General features: G+C 65.8%; 13 protein-coding genes. 7 read left to right on the top strand and 6 right to left on the bottom strand.

The features are described from left to right. The first annotated feature begins 29 nt into the window (after positions 1 to 29). From GA645_RS12570 to betA, 3 genes are all read left to right on the top strand, one after another. Positions 30 to 1,538, top strand: a complete 1,509-nt coding sequence (locus tag GA645_RS12570) for an aldehyde dehydrogenase (RefSeq protein ID WP_152223210.1) — start codon at positions 30 to 32, stop codon at positions 1,536 to 1,538. Positions 1,539 to 1,670: 132 nt separating this feature from the next. Next, positions 1,671 to 3,176 (top strand): cytosine permease, encoded by a 1,506-nt coding sequence (locus tag GA645_RS12575; protein WP_152223212.1) that lies wholly within the window; start codon positions 1,671 to 1,673, stop codon positions 3,174 to 3,176. A gap of 36 nt (positions 3,177 to 3,212) precedes the next feature. After that, positions 3,213 to 4,898, top strand: coding sequence for a choline dehydrogenase (gene betA, locus GA645_RS12580; RefSeq protein ID WP_152223214.1), 1,686 nt, complete (start codon positions 3,213 to 3,215; stop codon positions 4,896 to 4,898). A gap of 60 nt (positions 4,899 to 4,958) precedes the next feature. On the opposite strand, the gene GA645_RS12585 is transcribed toward betA, so the two are convergent. Both GA645_RS12585 and GA645_RS12590 read right to left on the bottom strand, forming a co-directional pair. Beyond that, a complete protein-coding gene (locus GA645_RS12585) occupies positions 4,959 to 6,260 on the bottom strand; it encodes a nitrate/sulfonate/bicarbonate ABC transporter ATP-binding protein (RefSeq protein WP_152223216.1) in 1,302 nt (433 codons plus the stop codon). Positions 6,261 to 6,269: 9 nt separating this feature from the next. After that, positions 6,270 to 7,991 (bottom strand): ABC transporter permease subunit, encoded by a 1,722-nt coding sequence (locus GA645_RS12590; RefSeq protein ID WP_152223218.1) that lies wholly within the window; start codon positions 7,989 to 7,991, stop codon positions 6,270 to 6,272. A 281-nt stretch (positions 7,992 to 8,272) separates the two neighbouring features. Here GA645_RS12590 and GA645_RS12595 point away from each other — a divergent pair, with 281 nt between their 5' ends. The 3 genes from GA645_RS12595 (at position 8,273) to GA645_RS12605 (ending at position 10,463) form a co-directional block, all read left to right on the top strand. Next, positions 8,273 to 8,617 (top strand): hypothetical protein, encoded by a 345-nt coding sequence (locus GA645_RS12595; protein WP_152223220.1) that lies wholly within the window; start codon positions 8,273 to 8,275, stop codon positions 8,615 to 8,617. Positions 8,618 to 8,758: 141 nt separating this feature from the next. Beyond that, positions 8,759 to 8,965 carry a hypothetical protein gene (locus GA645_RS12600; RefSeq protein ID WP_152223222.1) on the top strand — a complete coding sequence of 69 codons (207 nt, stop codon included), beginning with the start codon at positions 8,759 to 8,761 and terminating at the stop codon, positions 8,963 to 8,965. Positions 8,966 to 9,077: 112 nt separating this feature from the next. After that, positions 9,078 to 10,463, top strand: coding sequence for an APC family permease (locus tag GA645_RS12605; RefSeq protein WP_152223224.1), 1,386 nt, complete (start codon positions 9,078 to 9,080; stop codon positions 10,461 to 10,463). An 87-nt stretch (positions 10,464 to 10,550) separates the two neighbouring features. On the opposite strand, the gene mgtA is transcribed toward GA645_RS12605, so the two are convergent. Together mgtA and GA645_RS12615 are read right to left on the bottom strand one after the other, a co-directional pair. Continuing rightward, positions 10,551 to 13,268 carry a magnesium-translocating P-type ATPase gene (gene mgtA / locus GA645_RS12610; protein WP_152223226.1) on the bottom strand — a complete coding sequence of 906 codons (2,718 nt, stop codon included), beginning with the start codon at positions 13,266 to 13,268 and terminating at the stop codon, positions 10,551 to 10,553. A 201-nt stretch (positions 13,269 to 13,469) separates the two neighbouring features. Beyond that, a complete protein-coding gene (locus GA645_RS12615; RefSeq protein ID WP_152223228.1) occupies positions 13,470 to 14,174 on the bottom strand; it encodes an MgtC/SapB family protein in 705 nt (234 codons plus the stop codon). Between the two features lie 540 nt (positions 14,175 to 14,714). On the opposite strand from GA645_RS12615, the gene GA645_RS12620 reads away from it, so the two are divergent. Then, positions 14,715 to 15,059 carry a cupin domain-containing protein gene (locus GA645_RS12620; protein WP_152223229.1) on the top strand — a complete coding sequence of 115 codons (345 nt, stop codon included), beginning with the start codon at positions 14,715 to 14,717 and terminating at the stop codon, positions 15,057 to 15,059. 66 nt (positions 15,060 to 15,125) lie between these two features. Here the strand turns inward: GA645_RS12620 and GA645_RS12625 are convergent, their stop codons facing one another. Together GA645_RS12625 and GA645_RS12630 are read right to left on the bottom strand one after the other, a co-directional pair. Continuing rightward, complete coding sequence (locus GA645_RS12625) at positions 15,126 to 15,752, bottom strand: isochorismatase family protein (protein ID WP_152223231.1); 627 nt, start codon at positions 15,750 to 15,752, stop codon at positions 15,126 to 15,128. A gap of 159 nt (positions 15,753 to 15,911) precedes the next feature. Further along, positions 15,912 to 16,859, bottom strand: a complete 948-nt coding sequence (locus GA645_RS12630; RefSeq protein WP_152223233.1) for a LysR substrate-binding domain-containing protein — start codon at positions 16,857 to 16,859, stop codon at positions 15,912 to 15,914. Positions 16,860 to 16,981: the final 122 nt, after the last annotated feature.

The following is a 16,981-nucleotide window of genomic DNA, read 5'->3' on the forward strand; positions in this document are numbered from 1 at the left end:
CCGGCCCGCCCCGTTACGAGGACATGAGAGTGGACACCAAGGTCAAAGAGTATCTGCAGCGCTTCGGCATTTCCGAAGCCACCCAACGCTTCCTGTCGAAGGCGCAGAAGATGTTCATCGGCGGCGCCTGGGTAGACGCCAGCGACGGCGCCACGGCGGAGGTCATCGAGCCCTCCACCGAGACCGCGCTGACCCGCATCCCCATGGGCACCGCGGCGGACCTGGACCGCGCCGTGCAGGCCGCCCGCGCGCAGTTCGACAGCGGCGCCTGGAGCCAGCTCAAGCCGCTGGAGCGCGAGCGCCTGCTGCATCGCCTGGCCGACCTGATCGAGGCCAACGGCGACGAGCTGGCCGAGATCGAATCGGTCGACATGGGCAAGTCCGTCGTCCAGGCCCGCGCGGTGGACATCCAGGGCACCATCGATACCTTCCGCTACTTCGCCGGTTGGGCCAGCAAGATCCACGGCCGCACCGTCGAACCGTCGCTGCCGGGCAACTACCTGGCCTACACCCGCAAGGAGCCGGTGGGCGTGGTCGGCGTCATCGTGCCGTGGAACTTCCCGCTGCAGACCATGGCCTGGAAGCTCGGCGCGGCGCTGGCGGTGGGTTGTACCGTGGTGGTCAAGCCGGCCGAACTGACCTCGCTGTCGGCGCTGCGTTTCGCCGAGCTGGTGCAGGATGCCGGGATTCCCGATGGCGTGGTGAACATCGTCACCGGCCGCGGCAGCGTAGTCGGCGCGGCGATGGCTGAGCATCCGGGCATCGACAAACTGAGCTTCACCGGTTCCACCCCGGTAGGCTGCAACGTCGGCAAGTCGGCGATGGACCAGATGAAGCGCCTGACCCTGGAACTGGGCGGCAAGTCACCGGTGATCGTCTGCGCCGACGCCGACATCAAGGCCGCCGCCCAGGCGGTGGCCAACGGCGTGTTCTTCAACTCCGGGCAGGTCTGCGACGCCGGCACCCGAGCCTATGTGCACCGTAGCGTCTACGACGAGTTCCTGCGCGAGCTGGCCGACTACACCGCGAGCCTGAAGCTGGCGCCGGGCCTGGACCCCGACTGCTTTATCAGCCCGATGGTCTCCCGGCAGCAGCAGGAGCGCGTGCTGGCGTACATCCAGGCCGGCAAGGAAGAGGGCGCCGAGGTCTACTTCGGCGGCGAGGTAGTCGAGGGTCCGGGCTTCTTCGTGCAGCCGACCATCTTCGCCAACTGCCGCAATGACATGCGCGTGGTCCGCGAGGAAATCTTCGGCCCGGTGCTGGTCACCGCGTCCTTCGACGACGAGGAAGAGGCGCTGGCTCTGGCCAACGATTCCGACTTCGGCCTGGCGGCGGCCATCTACTCCAACGACCTGGGCAAGGTCCACACGCTGATCCCGCGTCTGCGTGCCGGCACCGTCTACGTCAACGCCCACAGCACCCTCGATCCCTCGATGCCCTTCGGCGGCTACAAGCAGTCCGGCTACGGCAAGGACATGGGATCGGAGCAGCTGGATTACCTGCTGGAAACCAAGGCGGTGTGGATCACACTGCCCTGATCGGGCGGTCTAGCAAAACGCCATACCGTTGATGCATGAGGCGCTGTACCTGGAGCCTGCGTCGTAACAGACTGGATTTCAGGTGCAGTGTCTGCTGGTGAGACTCCATACAAGAACAATCCGGAGAGAACCATGAAAGCAGAATCGCAGTCCGCCCCCCTTTCCGAAGGCGCGCGCGGCTTGGAAATTGAAGGGCACTCCATCGATTTCATCGAGGAGCACGAGCGTACCGACAAGCTGTCGACCCAGGGACCGTTCTGGTTCGTCGGCAACTTCACGTTCTTCACCATGACCATCGGCTTCGTCGGCCCCAGCGTCGGCCTCAACGCGCTGTGGACCATGATCGCCGGCACCCTCGGCATCATGTTCGGCACCCTGTTCATGGCCTTCCACGGCTCCCAGGGTCCGCACCTGGGCCTGCCGCAGATGATCCAGTCGCGCGCGCAGTTCGGCTATCGCGGGGTCATCCTGGTGCTGTTCGCCACGCTGTTCGTCTTCGCTGGCTTCAACATCGTCAACCTGGTGCTGATGATGCAGGGGCTCAACACCCTGTTCCACTGGGGACCGATGCAGGTGGCCCTGGCGGTTACGGTGCCGGCGACCCTGCTGGCGATCCTCGGCCACGACTGGATGCACCGTACCTTCAAGTGGTCGCTGTTCCTCTCGCTGCCGCTCTACGGGTTGCTTTCGCTCGCCGTGCTGATGGGCTGGGTGCAGTCCGCGCCGACGCCGGCGGGTAGCACCGAGGCTGTCGCCCTGGGCTTCACCTGGGTCGGCTTCGTCGCCCAGTTCGCCGCCGGCGCCAGCTACAACATCGCCTACGCGCCCTATGTCTCGGACTACTCGCGCTACCTGCCGAAGAACACTTCCAGCGGCAAGCTGATCCTCGCCGTGTTCCTCGGTGCCTCGCTGTCCGGCGCATGGATGATCGCCGTCGGCGGCTGGCTGGCCGAGCACCTGCACACCACCGATGTGCTGGTCGCGCTGAATGCCGTGGGCGCCGGTTTCGCGCCGCAGCTGGGCACCCTGATGGTGGCGCTCACCATCCTGGCGTTCCTGCCGGTGATTGCGATGAACATCTACAGCGCCAAGCTCACCACCCTCACCGGCGTCGACTCGTTCAAGAAGATCAAGCCGACCCCCCGCGTGCGCATCTGGGCGATCCTCTTCGTGGTGCTGCTGCAACTGGGCATGGCCGTCGCCATCAACGCCTCGGGCTCGGGCCTGTCGGTGCTCAACATGTACCTGGTGGTGATGCTGTACTTCCTGGTGCCCTGGACCGCCGTCAACCTCACCGACTACTTCTTCGTGCGCAAGGGCCGCTACGCCATCCCGCACTTCTTCCTGCCGCAGGACAACATCTACGGCCACTGGGGCAGCCGTGGCCTGATCGCCTACCTGATCGGCTTCGTGGTGATGATCCCGTTCTTCACCATCTACAACGGCACCGACGAGATCTTCGTCGGCCCCCTGGCGCGGATGATCGGTGGCGTCGACATGGCCTGGCTGGTCGGGCTGATCGTCTCCGGCATCGCCTACTACCTGCTGTGCCTGTCGCTGGACCTTGCGAAAGAGGAACAGCTGATTCGCCAGATCGAAAGCACCACGCCGCATTTCTCCACCGGCAAGGCCTGGTAACCGAACGGCGCGACCCCGCGCCCAGCGAGATCCGAAATGACCAACAAATACGACTACATCATCATTGGTGCGGGTTCGGCCGGCTGCGTCCTGGCCAATCGCCTGAGCGAAGACCCGCGTACCTCGGTCCTGGTCCTGGAATTCGGCGGCAGCGACCGCAGCGTGATCATCCAGATGCCCAGCGCCTTCTCCATCCCGATGAACACCAAGAAGTACAACTGGCGCTACGAAACCGCCGCCGAGAAGCACCTCGACAACCGTCGCCTGCACTGCCCGCGCGGCAAGGTGCTGGGCGGTTCCTCGTCGATCAACGGGCTGGTCTACATCCGTGGCCACGCCTATGACTTCGACGAGTGGGAATCCCTTGGCGCCAAGGGCTGGGGCTATCGCAACTGCCTGCCGTACTTCAAGCGCGCCGAGGGCTACAAGTTCGGCGGCGACGACTACCGTGGCGCCGAAGGTCCGCTGTCCACCAACAACGGCAACAACATGCAGAACCCGCTGTATGGCGCCTGGGTCGAGGCGGGCGCCGAGGCCGGCTACATCAAGACCGATGACTGCAACGGCTACATGCAGGAAGGTTTCGGCGCCATGCACATGACGGTGAAGGACGGCGTGCGCTGGTCCACCGCCAACGCCTACCTGCGCCCGGCCATGGAGCGGCCGAACCTCACCGTGGTGACCCACGCCATGACCCGCCGCATCCTCCTCGAAGGCAAGCGCGCCATCGGCGTGGAGTACGACCAGGGCGGCAAGACCCACACTGTCTACTGCAATCGCGAAGTGCTGGTCAGCTCCGGCCCCATCGGCTCGCCGCACCTGCTGCAGCGCTCCGGCATCGGCCCGGCGGCGGTGCTGCGCAAGGCCGGCATCGAGGTGCAGCACGACCTGCCCGGCGTCGGCGAGAGCCTGCAGGACCACTCGGAAATCTACATCCAGTACGCCTGCAAGGAACCGGTCACCCTCAACGGCAAGATGAGCCTGCTGGGCAAGGCGCTGATCGGCCTGCGCTGGCTGCTGTTCAAGGACGGCCTGGGCGCGAGCAACCACTTCGAGGCCGGCGGCTTCATCCGTTCCTCCAAAGGGCTGCGCTGGCCGGACATCCAGTTCCACTTCCTGCCCGCCGCCATGCGCTACGACGGTGACAAGCCGTTCAAGGGCCACGGCTTCATGATCCTCACCGGGCCGAACAAGCCCAAGAGCCGCGGCTACGTGCGCGCCGTCTCGGCCGACCCGTACCAGCACCCGGAAATCCGCTTCAACTACCTGGAGAGCGAGGAGGACCGCGAGGGCTTCCGCCGCTGCGTGCGCCTGACCCGCGAGATCATCGGCCAGCCGGCCATGGACCGCTTCCGTGGCGAGGAACTGGCGCCCGGCCCGCAGGTGCAGACCGACGAGGAGATCGACGCTTTCGTCCGCGCCAACATGGAGAGCACCATGCACCCTTGCGGCTCCTGCCGCATGGGCGAGGACGAGCTGGCGGTGGTCGATTCCGAACTGCGCGTGCGCGGCATCCAGGGCCTGCGGGTGATCGACTCGTCGGTGTTCCCCACCGAGCCCAACGGCAACCTCAACGCACCGACCATCATGCTCGCCGAGCGCGCCTCCGACCTGGTGCGCGGCCGCCAGATGCTGGCGCCGGCGAACGTGCCGGTGGGCGTGGTGGAAGACTGGGAGGAGCAGCAGCGCAGCCGTGCGCCGGTGCGTCAGGTCAGGGCCTGAGCGTCATGACGTGCGACGCCAGCCGCCGAGGCTGGCGTCGAGCCCGGAGGAAGGCCGGCATCAGCTCTCGTTCGTGGTTTCCCGTGCCAGCGTCAGGCGACGGGTGTGGAAGTCGTACTCATAGAGTTCGGCGTAACGGCCCCACTCGATGGCGACCTTGAGCACCCGTTCGGCTTCGTCGGCGTCCATGTACTCTTCCAGGCGATCGAGCACGACCTTCTCCTGCAGGCCGCCGGGCTCCAGGTGCAGGCTGTCGAGGAGGTAGCCGATCAGCGCCACGCGGTTGCGGCACTGGCGGGCGAACAGGTCCTGGCGTCGCGCCTGGCGGGCCGTGACGTAGTTGCGGCCCTGGCGGGTCAGGCGGATGTCACCCTCGATCACCTGGCTGAAGCCGAGCAGGCCGAGGGCCTCGTAGATCGGGAACAGGACCTCGTCGGGCAACTCGGTCTCCTCGGCCAGGTGCGGCAGGTCGGCCTGGCCGTTGAAGGGCTCGCCGGCGATCAGTTCGAGCACGCTTTCCAGTCGCGCGATGTCGGCATCGGGCAAGCGGTAGCCCAGTTCCACCGCCGGCGGTGCACCTTCGACAGCAGCGACTTCCGGACGTTGGGTCATGAGCGCGTAGACCTCGTCCACCAGCGCGCGGACCTCTGCCGAGTCGGCGTTGCGCGGGCGTGGCAGGTCGATGCACAGCTCCGAGCGCACCCGTCCCGGATCGCTGGAGAGGATGAGGATACGGTCAGCCATCATCACCGTCTCCTCGATGTTGTGCGACACCACGAGGATGCAGCGGGTGGTGATGCGGTGTTCCTCCCAGAGTTCGAGCATGTCGTCGCGCAGGGTTTCGCCGGTGAGCACGTCGAGCGCCGAGAAGGCCTCATCCATCAGCAGCACCTCGGGGTTCATCACCAGGGCGCGGGCGATGCCCACGCGCTGGCGCATGCCACCGGACAACTCGCGCGGCAGCGCGCCGCCGAAGCCGGCCAGGCCGATCAGCTCCAGCGCCGCGTTGGCCAGCCGGGCGCGCTCGGCGAGGCTCACACCCTGGGCCTCCAGGCCCAGCTCGACGTTCTGCTGCACGGTCAGCCAGGGGAACAGCGCGAAGGACTGGAAGACCATGGCCACGCCCGCCACCGGCCCATGGATCGGTTGGCCACGGTAGCTGACCGCGCCCTGGTCGGCGCCGACCAGGCCGGCGATGATCCGCAGCAGAGTCGACTTGCCCGAGCCGGAGCGGCCGAGCAGGGCGACGATCTCCCGCTCATCGAGGTGGAAGTCGACATTCTCCAGCACGGTGCGCGGCGTGCCGTCGGAAGCCTGGAAGGCCTTGTTGACGGCCTTGAGTTCGATCAGGGGTTGTTTCATCTCAGGTCCTTAACGACGGTTTTCGGCCATCACGTACAGGCGGCGCCAGAAGAAGCGGTTAAGCAGCATCACGTAGATGCACATTACGCCGATGCCCAGGGCGATGCGGTGGAAGTCGCCGGCGTCGGTCATCTGCTTGATGTAGCTGCCCAGGCCGTTGGCCACCAGCGAGGTGTCGCCCCAGGTGACGTACTCGGCGACGATGCTGGCGTTCCACGAGCCGCCGCTGGCGGTGATGGCGCCGGTGACGAAGCTGGGGAAGACCGCGGGCAGGTACACGCGCTTCCATTTCAGCCAGCCGCGCAGGCCGAGGTTGTCGGCGGCCAGGCGAAGTTCGTAGGGGATGGTGGCGGCGCCCGCGACCACGTTGAAGAGGATGTACCACTGGGTGCCGAACACCATCAGCGGGCTCAGCCAGATATTCGGGTTGAGCTGGAAGTGCACCAGCGCCATGACCACCAGCGGGAACAGCAGGTTGACCGGGAAGGCGGCGAGGAACTGGGCGAGCGCCTGGACCTTCTGCGAGTAGCGCGGGCGCAGGCCGATCCAGATCGACAGTGGGACCCATACCAGCGAGGCGAGGCCGATCAGCAGCATCACCCGGCACAGGGTGATCAGGCCGAGCCCGGCCACGTGCAGGGCCTCGCCCCAGCCCACGTCCTGATGCACGAACAGGCCCAGGCGGAAGAAGGCGAAGGCGCAGACCAGCACCAGGAAGACGTCCCAGGCACGCGGCCACCAATCGGGCAGGCGCAACCAGGCGCGCCGCGGGCGGGTGCCGTCGTGGCGCTGGGCGAACCAGCCCATGGCGCGCTGGAAGGCGTCCGCCATGCGCTGTCCGAGCGCGCTCAGCCAGCGGGTGCGGCGGGCCCAGTCGAGCAGCCAGGAGCGCTGCGCGGTGTCGCCCTGGGATTCCTCGAAGCGGAAGCGGTCGGCCCAGGCCAGCAGCGGGCGGAAGAACAGCTGGTCGTAGAGCAGGATGCCGGCGAGCATGGCGCCGATGGCCCAGACGATGGCGCCGAGATCGCGCTGGTCGATGGCCACGGCGATGTAGGAACCGATGCCGGGCAGCTTGATGTCCTGGCCGGCTACCGAGATTGCTTCGGCGGCGACCAGGAAGAACCAGCCGCCGGACATCGACATCATCATGTTCCACAGCAGCCCGGGCATGGCGAAGGGCAACTCCAGGCGCCAGAAGCGCTGCCAGGCGGAGAGGCGGAAGATCCGCGCCGCCTCGTTCAGTTCCGGCGGCACGGTGCGGAACGACTGGTACAGGCTCAGCGCCATGTTCCATGCCTGGGAGGTGAAAATGGCGAACACCGCCGCGCACTCCACGCCCAGCAGGTTACCGGGGAAGAGCGCGATGAAGGGCGCGATGGCGATCGCCTGGAAGCCGAGGATCGGCACCGACTGCAGTACGTCGAGCAACGGGATCATCGCCTTCTCGGCGGCACGGTACTTGGCTGCCAGCGCGGCGAAGGCGAAGGCGAACAGCAGTGAGAAGCCCAGCGCGGTGAACATCCGCAGGATGGTGCGCAGCAGGTAGTAGGGCAGGTACAGCGGATCGAGGCTGATCGGTAGCGTCTGACCGACCACGAATGGCCGGCTCATCTGCATGGCGCCATAGGCGGCGAGCACCAGCAGGGCCAGCACCAGCGGCAGGAGGATCCAGTCCCAGCGATTGGGCGCGGCATCACGCAGGCCTGGCGATGGGGTGAAGAGGAGGGCCATGATCAGGTCTCTAATCGTCAGGATGTGGAAAGGCGGGTGCCCGCAAAAGGGCAAGTATGGTTCAAGTGGCTGACAGGCTGATGACTCAGCCCGCCGGCGTCCTCTGACAAGAGCGCACCAGATGCCTGATGAGCATTAAGATTTCCTTAGCTGCAGGGCTGGCAGCGTGAAAAAAAGAGAGGGATCTGGATCTACTGAAGCATAAAGTCCGCCGGAGCACCCGAATCCCCTGGTCCGGTGAGCTCGGACGTGCCCGGTACCGGCGACGGGACTACCCGCCGATGGCGCACTCGCTCGCAGCGCAAGGGCCAGTTCCTGGCAGCCGTGGATTTGGTTGGTTAGCGGCAACAAAAAACCTCGTTTCGTCCGGCGCCGGCGTGCGATTAAATACTCCTGCAACCAACTCTTACCGCCTCCCTGATGTGAAGTTGACCTTTTCTGGCCTCACCGGCAGACAAGGTAATTTTGCTCGCCCGGGGAGGCGGTTTTTTTTATTTGATGGGGCAGTGTTTGAATGGCTGAAGGTAATGCAGGCCTGGTGTTCATCTTCACGGAAGTTAGCCCTGGCAGCCGGCATGGTCGAACTCCTTCCGCTGTTCGCTGTTTCAGCGCCAGGCCGGATGTGATGCCGCCTGCAGCTGCCCAATATTATTTTCATGGGGCTCGAACATATTTTTAATATTTTTCCTATGCAGGAAGCTGGCGCACCATCCGCCCCCCATTCAAACAACAACGCCCTTCGAGGCGGCTGAAGTAGGAGTGTCCTGGTGCACCCGTTCAATGATCGGCGGCAGTTCGTCGCCCGGCAGACCTTCATCGATTGCGCACGGATCGGCGGCTTCCCTGTCGCTGCGCAGGGTGACGCGTCCTTAGGGGCGCGCGGGGTGCCGCTCAGGAACCGTGAGCTGATGAGGGGGCGCCGCGAGGAATCGACCTTGCTGGATACCCCGCGCAAGCCGGTGCTGGACGCCTGAATCATCGACGTGCCTGACGTCGCTCATGCGTTCGGCAGGTGCGCGGCAAGTTTCGACCATCAAGCAACCCTCGCCATATGAGCGCCATGCGCTCAAATCCCACGAGTCCGCCATGAAAAAAATAACAAGTGCAACTGATAGTTCCCTTGCAGCCCATCAACCGCATATCGAATCCACCGCGCCGCGGTCATTCAGAAAATCATTGGGAGTTTCCGCGCTCGTACTCTTCGGACTGGCTTACATGGTGCCGCTGGCGGTATTCACTACTTATGGCCTGGTCACTCGGATGACCATGGGTCATTTACCCAGTGCCTATGCCTTTACATTGGCCGCAATGTTGCTGACGGCATACAGTTATGGGCGCATGGTTCAAGCCCATCCCTATTCGGGTTCGGTCTACACCTATACACGCAAGACCTTTGGCGCCTATTTCGGCTTCATGGCCGGATGGACGCTATTGCTCGACTATATCTTCCTGCCGTTACTCAGTTACCTGTTGATCGGCATCTACATGTCCGAGTATTTCCCGACGGTCCCCGCGGCGGTGTGGATCCTGGGGTCCATCGTCCTGGTGACCTTCCTCAATCTCATCGGCATCGAGTCCATCACCCGCGTCAACTGGATTCTCATCGTTGCCCAGGTCGTCTTCATCGTGGTGTTCATTGCGCTCTCGGTGAGCCAACTGAACGGGCAGGCGGAGCCGGTTTCGCTGCTCCAGCCCATCTATGACGAGCATTTCAGCCTGTCGCTGGTCATGTCCGGCGCGGCGGTGCTGTGCCTGTCCTTCCTCGGCTTCGACGCCGTATCGACCATGGCGGAAGAGACGCCCAACCCCAAGCGCCAGATTCCGGCGGCGATCATGCTGGTGACCTTGATCGGTGGTCTGCTGTTCATCGTCGCGGCCTATTTCGGCCAACTGGTATTCCCGGAATGGCAGGCACTGACGGACGCCGACTCCGCTGCGCTGGACGTCATGCGCCGCATCGGTGGCGAGGGGCTGGTGACCTTCTTCACCGCGACCTACGTAGCCGGCTGCTTCGCGTCGGCAATGGTTTCCCAGGCCAGCGTGTCGCGCGTGCTGTTCGCCATGGGGCGCGATGGGGCGCTGCCCCGGGCATTCGGCAAGCTGGTCTCGAAGAAGCGTGTTCCGGCCACCGCGATCATGCTGATCAGCCTGCTCTCGCTGATTGCACTGTTCGTCACGCTGGATACCGTCGCCAACATGATCAGCTTCGGCGCGCTCTTCGCCTTCTCGGCCGTGAACCTGGCCGTGGTCAAGCATTACCTGGTCGATCAGAAGCTCGGTGGCCTGCGCAACTACCTGAGCTACGGCGTCCTGCCGGCCGTGGGCTTCCTCAGCACCATCTGGCTGTGGTCGAGCCTGTCGGGCCTGACCTTCATGATCGGCTTCGGCTGGATGTGCCTGGGGTTCATCTGCCTGCTCAGCGCCACGCGCGCGTTCCGCCAGCAGCTCCCGGACCTGCACATGGCTGAGTGATCGCTTGCCGGGGCGGGACCTTGAAGTCCGACCCTGCCTCGGCACGATTCATCACAGAAGCGCCGCCGCATGGGCGGCGCTTTGCGTTTATTGCCAGCCGTAGCGGCGCACGAACCAGCCTTTCATGGCCTGCACCACGCCGACGTAGCCGATCAGGATCGCCAGCAGGAACGGGAAGTAGGTCCATGGCAGCGCTTGCAGCTTGAAGTAGCCGGCCAGCGGTGACATCGGCAGCAACAGGCCGATGCCCACTATCACCAGGGTCATGGCCAGCAGCGGCCAGGCGGCGCGGCTCTGCACGAAGGGCAGCCTGCGGGTACGAATCAGGTGCACCACCAGGGTCTGCGAGAGCAGGCCTTCGACGAACCAGCCGGACTGGAACAGCGTCTGGTGTTCCGGCGAGTTGGCGGCGAAGACGAACCACATCAGCGCGTAGGTGAGGATGTCGAAGATCGAGCTCAGCGGGCCGAAGAACAGCATGAAGCGCCCGATGTCATCGGCTTTCCAGCGTTGCGGCTTGGTCAGCTGCTCGGGGTCGACGTTGTCGAAGGGGATGGCGGTCTGGGACACGTCGTACAGCAGGTTCTGCACCAGCAGGTGCAGCGGCAGCATCGGCAGGAAGGGCAGGAAGGCGCTGGCCACCAGTACGCTGAACACGTTGCCGAAGTTGGAGCTGGCGGTCATCTTGATGTACTTGAGCATGTTGGCGAAGGTCTTGCGGCCTTCCACCACGCCTTCCTCCAGCACCATCAGGCTCTTCTCCAGGAGGATGATGTCGGCCGCCTCCTTGGCGATGTCCACCGCCGAGTCCACCGAGATGCCGACGTCGGCGGCGCGCAGGGCCGGCGCATCGTTGATGCCGTCGCCCATGAAGCCGACCACATGGCCGCGCTGGCGCAGCAGGCGGACGATGCGTTCCTTGTGCGCCGGGGTGAGGCGGGCGAACAGGTTGCACTGCGCGGCACGCTCGCTCAGCTGGCGGTCGCCGAGGGCGTCGATGTCGCTGCCCAGCAGCATGCCCTCGATGGGCAGGCCGACTTCGCGGCAGACGCGGCGGGTGACTCGCTCGTTGTCGCCGGTCAGCACTTTCACCGCTACACCTTGCCCGGCGAGGGCGCGCAGGGCGGCGGCGGTGGTTTCCTTGGGCGGGTCGAGGAAGGCGATGTAGCCGATCAGCAGCAGGTCGCTTTCATCGGCTACCCGGTACTGCTCGCGCCCGGCCGGCAGTTGCTTCACCGCCACGGCGACGACGCGCAGCCCCTCGTCATTGAGGCTGGCGGTGTGCGCGCGGATGCGCTTGAGCAGGCGGGCGTCCAGCGCCAGTTCCTGTTCGCCGAGGCGCACGCGGCTGCACACTGCGAGGATTTCCTCCAGCGCCCCTTTGCAGATCAGCCGGTGGCCGTCGCCGCGCTCGCCGACCACGACCGACATGCGCCGGCGCTGGAAGTCGAAGGGGATTTCATCGACCTTGGTGAAGGTCGCACCCAGCTGCGCCTCGCGCTCGGCACCGGCGTGCTCCAGCACGGCCACGTCGAGCAGGTTCTTCAGTCCGGTCTGGTGGTGGCTGTTCAGCCAGGCGGCGTCGAGCACGCTCTCGCACGGTTGGCCGAGCACGTCGGTGTGGCGCTCCAGCACGATGCGGTCCTGGGTCAGGGTGCCGGTCTTGTCGGTGCACAGTACGTCCATGGCGCCAAAGTTCTGGATGGCGTCCAGACGCTTGACGATGACTTTCTTGCGCGACAGCACCACCGCACCCTTGGCGAGGGTGGACGTGACGATCATCGGGAGCATTTCCGGAGTCAGGCCGACGGCGATGGACAGCGCGAACAGCGAAGCCTCCAGCCAGTCGCCCTTGGTGAAGCCGTTGAGCAGCAGCACCAGCGGCGCCATCACCAGCATGAAGCGGATCAGCAGCCAGCTGACCTTGTTCACGCCCTGCTGGAAGGCGGTGGGTTCGCGGTCGCTGCTCAGTACCCGCTCGGCAAGGTTGCCGAAGTAGGTGCGCTGGCCGGTGCCGACCACCAGCGCGCGGGCACTGCCGCTGACCACGCTGGTGCCCATGAAGCACAGGTTCTCGCGCTCCAGCGGGCTGCCGGCGGCGCCTCGGTGGGGCTCGGCGAATTTCTCCACCGGCAGCGACTCGCCGGTGATGGCCGCCTGGCTGACGAACAGGTCCTTGGCCGCCAGCACGCGCAGGTCGGCGGGGATCATATCGCCGGCGGCGAGGAGCACCACGTCGCCGGGCACCAGGTCGCGGAAGGGCACCTCGATGGCGCCGCGCCGGTCGGCTCCGGGCGAGCCAGGCCGCAGCACGCCGGCGGTGTTGCTCACCAATGCCTTGAGGCGCTCGGCGGCGCGATTGGAGCGCGACTCCTGGACGAAGCGCAGCAGCGTGGAAATCAGCACCATGCTGCCGATCACCGTGGCCGCCTTGACGTCATCGGTGAGCCAGGACACCAGTGCTAGCAGGCTCAACAGCAGGTTGAACGGGTTGCGGTAGCACCACCACAGGTGCAGCAGCGGCGAGACTGGTTTCTCCTGGTCCACCAGGTTGGCGCCGACCCGCTCGCGCAGTGCCTCGACGCTGGCGGCGTCGAGACCTTCGGGGTGACTCTGGAAGTGCCGGTAGAGGCTCTCCGTGTCCAGTTCGGCGGCGCAAGCCAACTGGCGTACGAAGTCGGGTGGCAGGCTGCCGCGGGCGCTGCCGTTGCGCAGCAGTTCGAGTACCGCGTGGCGGCGGAAGTGACGGCTCAGGCCGTGGTCGAAAAGGGCCAGCAGGCGCCGGCTGAAGTGTTTGAACAGCATGATGCACTCCTGGGCGGCCGCAGCAGGGCGGCCACCAGAGGGTTTGCGGAGCGCAGGGACTGCGCCGCCGCCGGTCAGGCCGGACGGCGGCGCGAAGAGATCTCGCTAGCTGCCGTCCGGCCCGGGTCTGGGTGATGCGGGACTGGGGTCGGGATTCATGGCCGGGCTCCGGGATCTCCTGTTCGGGTTGCTTGGGGCGCGTCAGTCGGCGGCCAGGTCGGAGACCTGCCAGCGCACCGAGCTGACGCCTTTTTCCAGGCTGATGCGGCTGACCAGACGCTCAAGCTGGGAAGTGGCGCTGTGGTCGCCGAGCAGCTCGGCACGGACTTCCAGCTTGGCCGGGTTGGCCTGGTCCTCGCTGTGCAGCGACTGCAGGCGCAGGCTGGCGCCGTCGAGGCTGTGCAGCATCAGGCTGCGCACCTGGATCTCGTCCTCGGCGCGGCAGACGATCTCCACGCCATAGCGCAGCTCGACCTCGCTGGCCGGCAGCACCTCCTGGTGATTCAGCCGTTGGGCGATGTCGCGCAGCAGGATGTTGGCGCAGAGCACGACAAGACTGCCGAGGGCGGCCTCCAGCAGCAGGCCCATGCTGCACAGTACGCCGATGGCGGCGGTGCACCACAGCGTGGCCGCGGTGTTCAGGCCGCGTACGTTGAGGCCGTCGCGCATGATCACGCCGCCACCGAGGAAGCCGATGCCGGAGACCACGTAGGCGGCGATGCGCGAAGCATCGCTGGCGAGGCCGGGAACGCTCTGGGTCATCAGCACGAACAGGCAGGCGCCGGTGCTGACCAGGGCATTGGTGCGCAGCCCGGTGAGGCGCTGGCGCAGTTGGCGTTCGGCGCCGATCAGGGCGCCGAGAATGAGTGCTGCGGCAGCGCGCAGCAGGAAGATTTTCCAATCCATGATCCACCTCGTTTCCGGCCTGGGGCCGGCAGGGGCGCAGGACGAGGCCCGCGCGGAATTCGGGGGTGATGGATTGCGCAAGGTCGCACGGCTTCGCCGGCGGCGCTGAAGGTGTTCGCCGCTCGGTGAGGCGGGAGGGGAGAATGGGGATGCGTCATCCCGGTCGGGATGCGGATCGCCACTGTCCGCTGTGATCAGCGAGACAGTGGCAGGGATGTACTGCCGGACGTGCTCGCTGTTCAGACCTGTCGCAATCGACTAGGGCAACTGTCCAAGGCAGGACTCCTGTGTGGGAAAGAAATTGCCGCGCACGGTATGCCGGCAGGTCCGCTTCGTCAAGCCATTTGGCGTGGCGCCGAATGGCCAAGGATTATCGATTCGCAAGATTAGCGAAGCCTTAAGGCGGGGCGATAAACGGCGCATTCGACCCTTCGTCGCCTTCCGGCTCGCCCGATGGCTCGCTGCCGCCGTGAACGCCAAAGCGGGGCTTCACTGAAGGAAACAGCCCCCGGGGTTTGATCGGACAGTGAGGAGACCACCATGAGCGACGAAGAGACGGCACCCGAGACCAGGGGAGTAACGGTGGAGTTGCTGGCGACGATGGACCTGGGGCTGGAGATCGAGGGCATGGCCGGGCGTCAGTTGCGCATGCGCAGGGTAACCATCGAGCCGGGCGGTGTGTTCGGGCCGGTGCACAGCCACATCGACAGGCCCGGTACGGTCTTCATCCTGCAGGGCACCATCACCGACCATCGCGATGGCGTGGCCACGGACTATGGGCCGGGCCTGGGCTGGCCGGAGGACCGGAACACCACGCACTGGCTGGAGAATCGGGGCACGGTCGCGGCGGTGGAGATTTCGGTCGATATCGTCCGGCAGAGGTGAGTCAGGCCCGGCGCTTGCTACGGTCGGGCCTGACGGGCGCTCGGGAGCGGCGGCGTGCCGAGCGCGCTACTGCCCGGAAAAATACTGGCTCAGGTTGAACACCAGGCCGGCGAAGGGCATGCCCAGTGCGGCGTAGACGGCGCTGGCTTCCGGGGCGGCGTTGTCGCCGAGGATTTCCACCGCGACGTTCGAGTAGCCCACCGGAATGACTCCGGCCTGAATCATGCGCATCACCCCGAGGTCGGCTTGTGCATGGGTGAAACTGCCGGAGGCGTCGATGACCGCGTAGGTGATGAATCCGTCGTCCAGTGCGGCCATGGCCGGAAAGGCCAGGCAGACGTCGGTCGAGATGCCGGTGACGATCAGGTTCCTGCGCCCGGTCTCCTTCACCGCCGCCACCACGCGCGGCTCGTCCCAGGCGTTGACCGTGGTCCGCTCGATGCGCGAGATGCCGGGTAGGGCTTCCTTGAGTTCGGGAATGGTCGGCCCCCACATCTTCTCCGTGGTGGTGGTCAGCACAATGGGAAGGTGCAGCGCGACAGCGGCGCGGGCGAGGCCGACGATGTTGTGCTTGAGCTCAAGGGTGTCGATATCGCGGACTCCGGTATAGAGCCCGACCTGGTGATCGACGATGAGCAGCACCGCGTTGTCGCGGGTCAGGCGTTGATAGTGCGGGGCGACGTTTGCGTTCATCGAGCTGGCCTCCCGTTGTGTAAGCGTTTGCATGGACGGCGAACGAGGCGGGTGGCGGCTTGCTCCACACGTCATTTCAATAGGCTAGGCAGTAGGGTCGTTCCGGACAATCGTGGGGGTTGTGACGCTTCGTCCTGTTTTGCGGAACGATCGGGCCGGTCAGCGGTTCGGTGGGTGATCCAGGTGCTCGTTGGGGCGGAGCAGGGCCAGGAAACCCGAGCGCAGGTGGTCGGCCAGCATCCTGGCGGCCGGCGTCATGCCGCGCCGGGAGGGGAAGAGCAGCACCAGGCGCCCGAAACGCGGACGGTATCCCGGCAGCAGGTGCAGCAGGCTGCCGTCGGCGAGCTCATCGCGGCACGCATACAGGGGCAGCTCTCCGATGCCGCAGCCGGCGAGCGCCGCACTCTTGAGCACCGCCAGGCTGTCACCCTGCAGGCGCACCCGGGTGCGCTGGATCGTCTCGCTGTCGTCGCTGGCGTAAAGCGTCCAGCCGGGCTCCGAGCCATCCAGGGGCCGGTACAGGAGGGCGTCGGCGGCGGCCAGATCGGCAACCGCATGAATCGGGATCTTCGCCAGGTAGTCCGGGCTCGCCACCAGGCCCCAGCGAACGGTGCAGATCCGCGACTGGATCAGGTCCGAGGACTCCGGCGCTGCCTTCATGCCGCGCACCGCCAGGTCGAGACCCTCATCGATCAGGTCGGCCATGCGGTTGGTGGCCTGGAGTGCCACGTTCACCTGCGGGAACGCCGCGAGGAAGGGCGGCAGCACGTGGGTCAGCAGCAGGTCGGCGACCGCGACCGAAACGCTCAACCGCACCGTGCCGGCAACGGCGCCGCTGCGGTGCTGCATGGCGACGTGCGCGGCGCGCGCCTGTCCCAGCATGGCCACGCTGTAGCCATAGAATTCGCTGCCGGCTTCGGTGAGGGCGAGCTTGCGGGAGTTGCGTTGCAACAGGCGGGTGCCGAGCGCGGCCTCCAGTTCGGCCACGTAGCGGGAGATGCGGGATTTGGGCACGCCCAGCGCATTCGCCGCCGCGGTGAAGCCGTGGTGCTCCACCACCAGGACGAAGCCGCGCAGGTGGTTCAGGTCGAAGGGTAGGGGGTCCATAACCGCATGCCTGCCCACCTGTGCAAGGGATCGCCAGTGGATGCGCGATGCGGGTTATTGGGAATGGCCTGCGCCGCTCGTTGCGAAACAGGTTGGGCCGCGCCGGCTCCGGAACATCGGTT

The sequence above is a fragment of the Pseudomonas sp. SCB32 genome (assembly GCF_009189165.1).
Lineage (GTDB): Bacteria > Pseudomonadota > Gammaproteobacteria > Pseudomonadales > Pseudomonadaceae > Pseudomonas.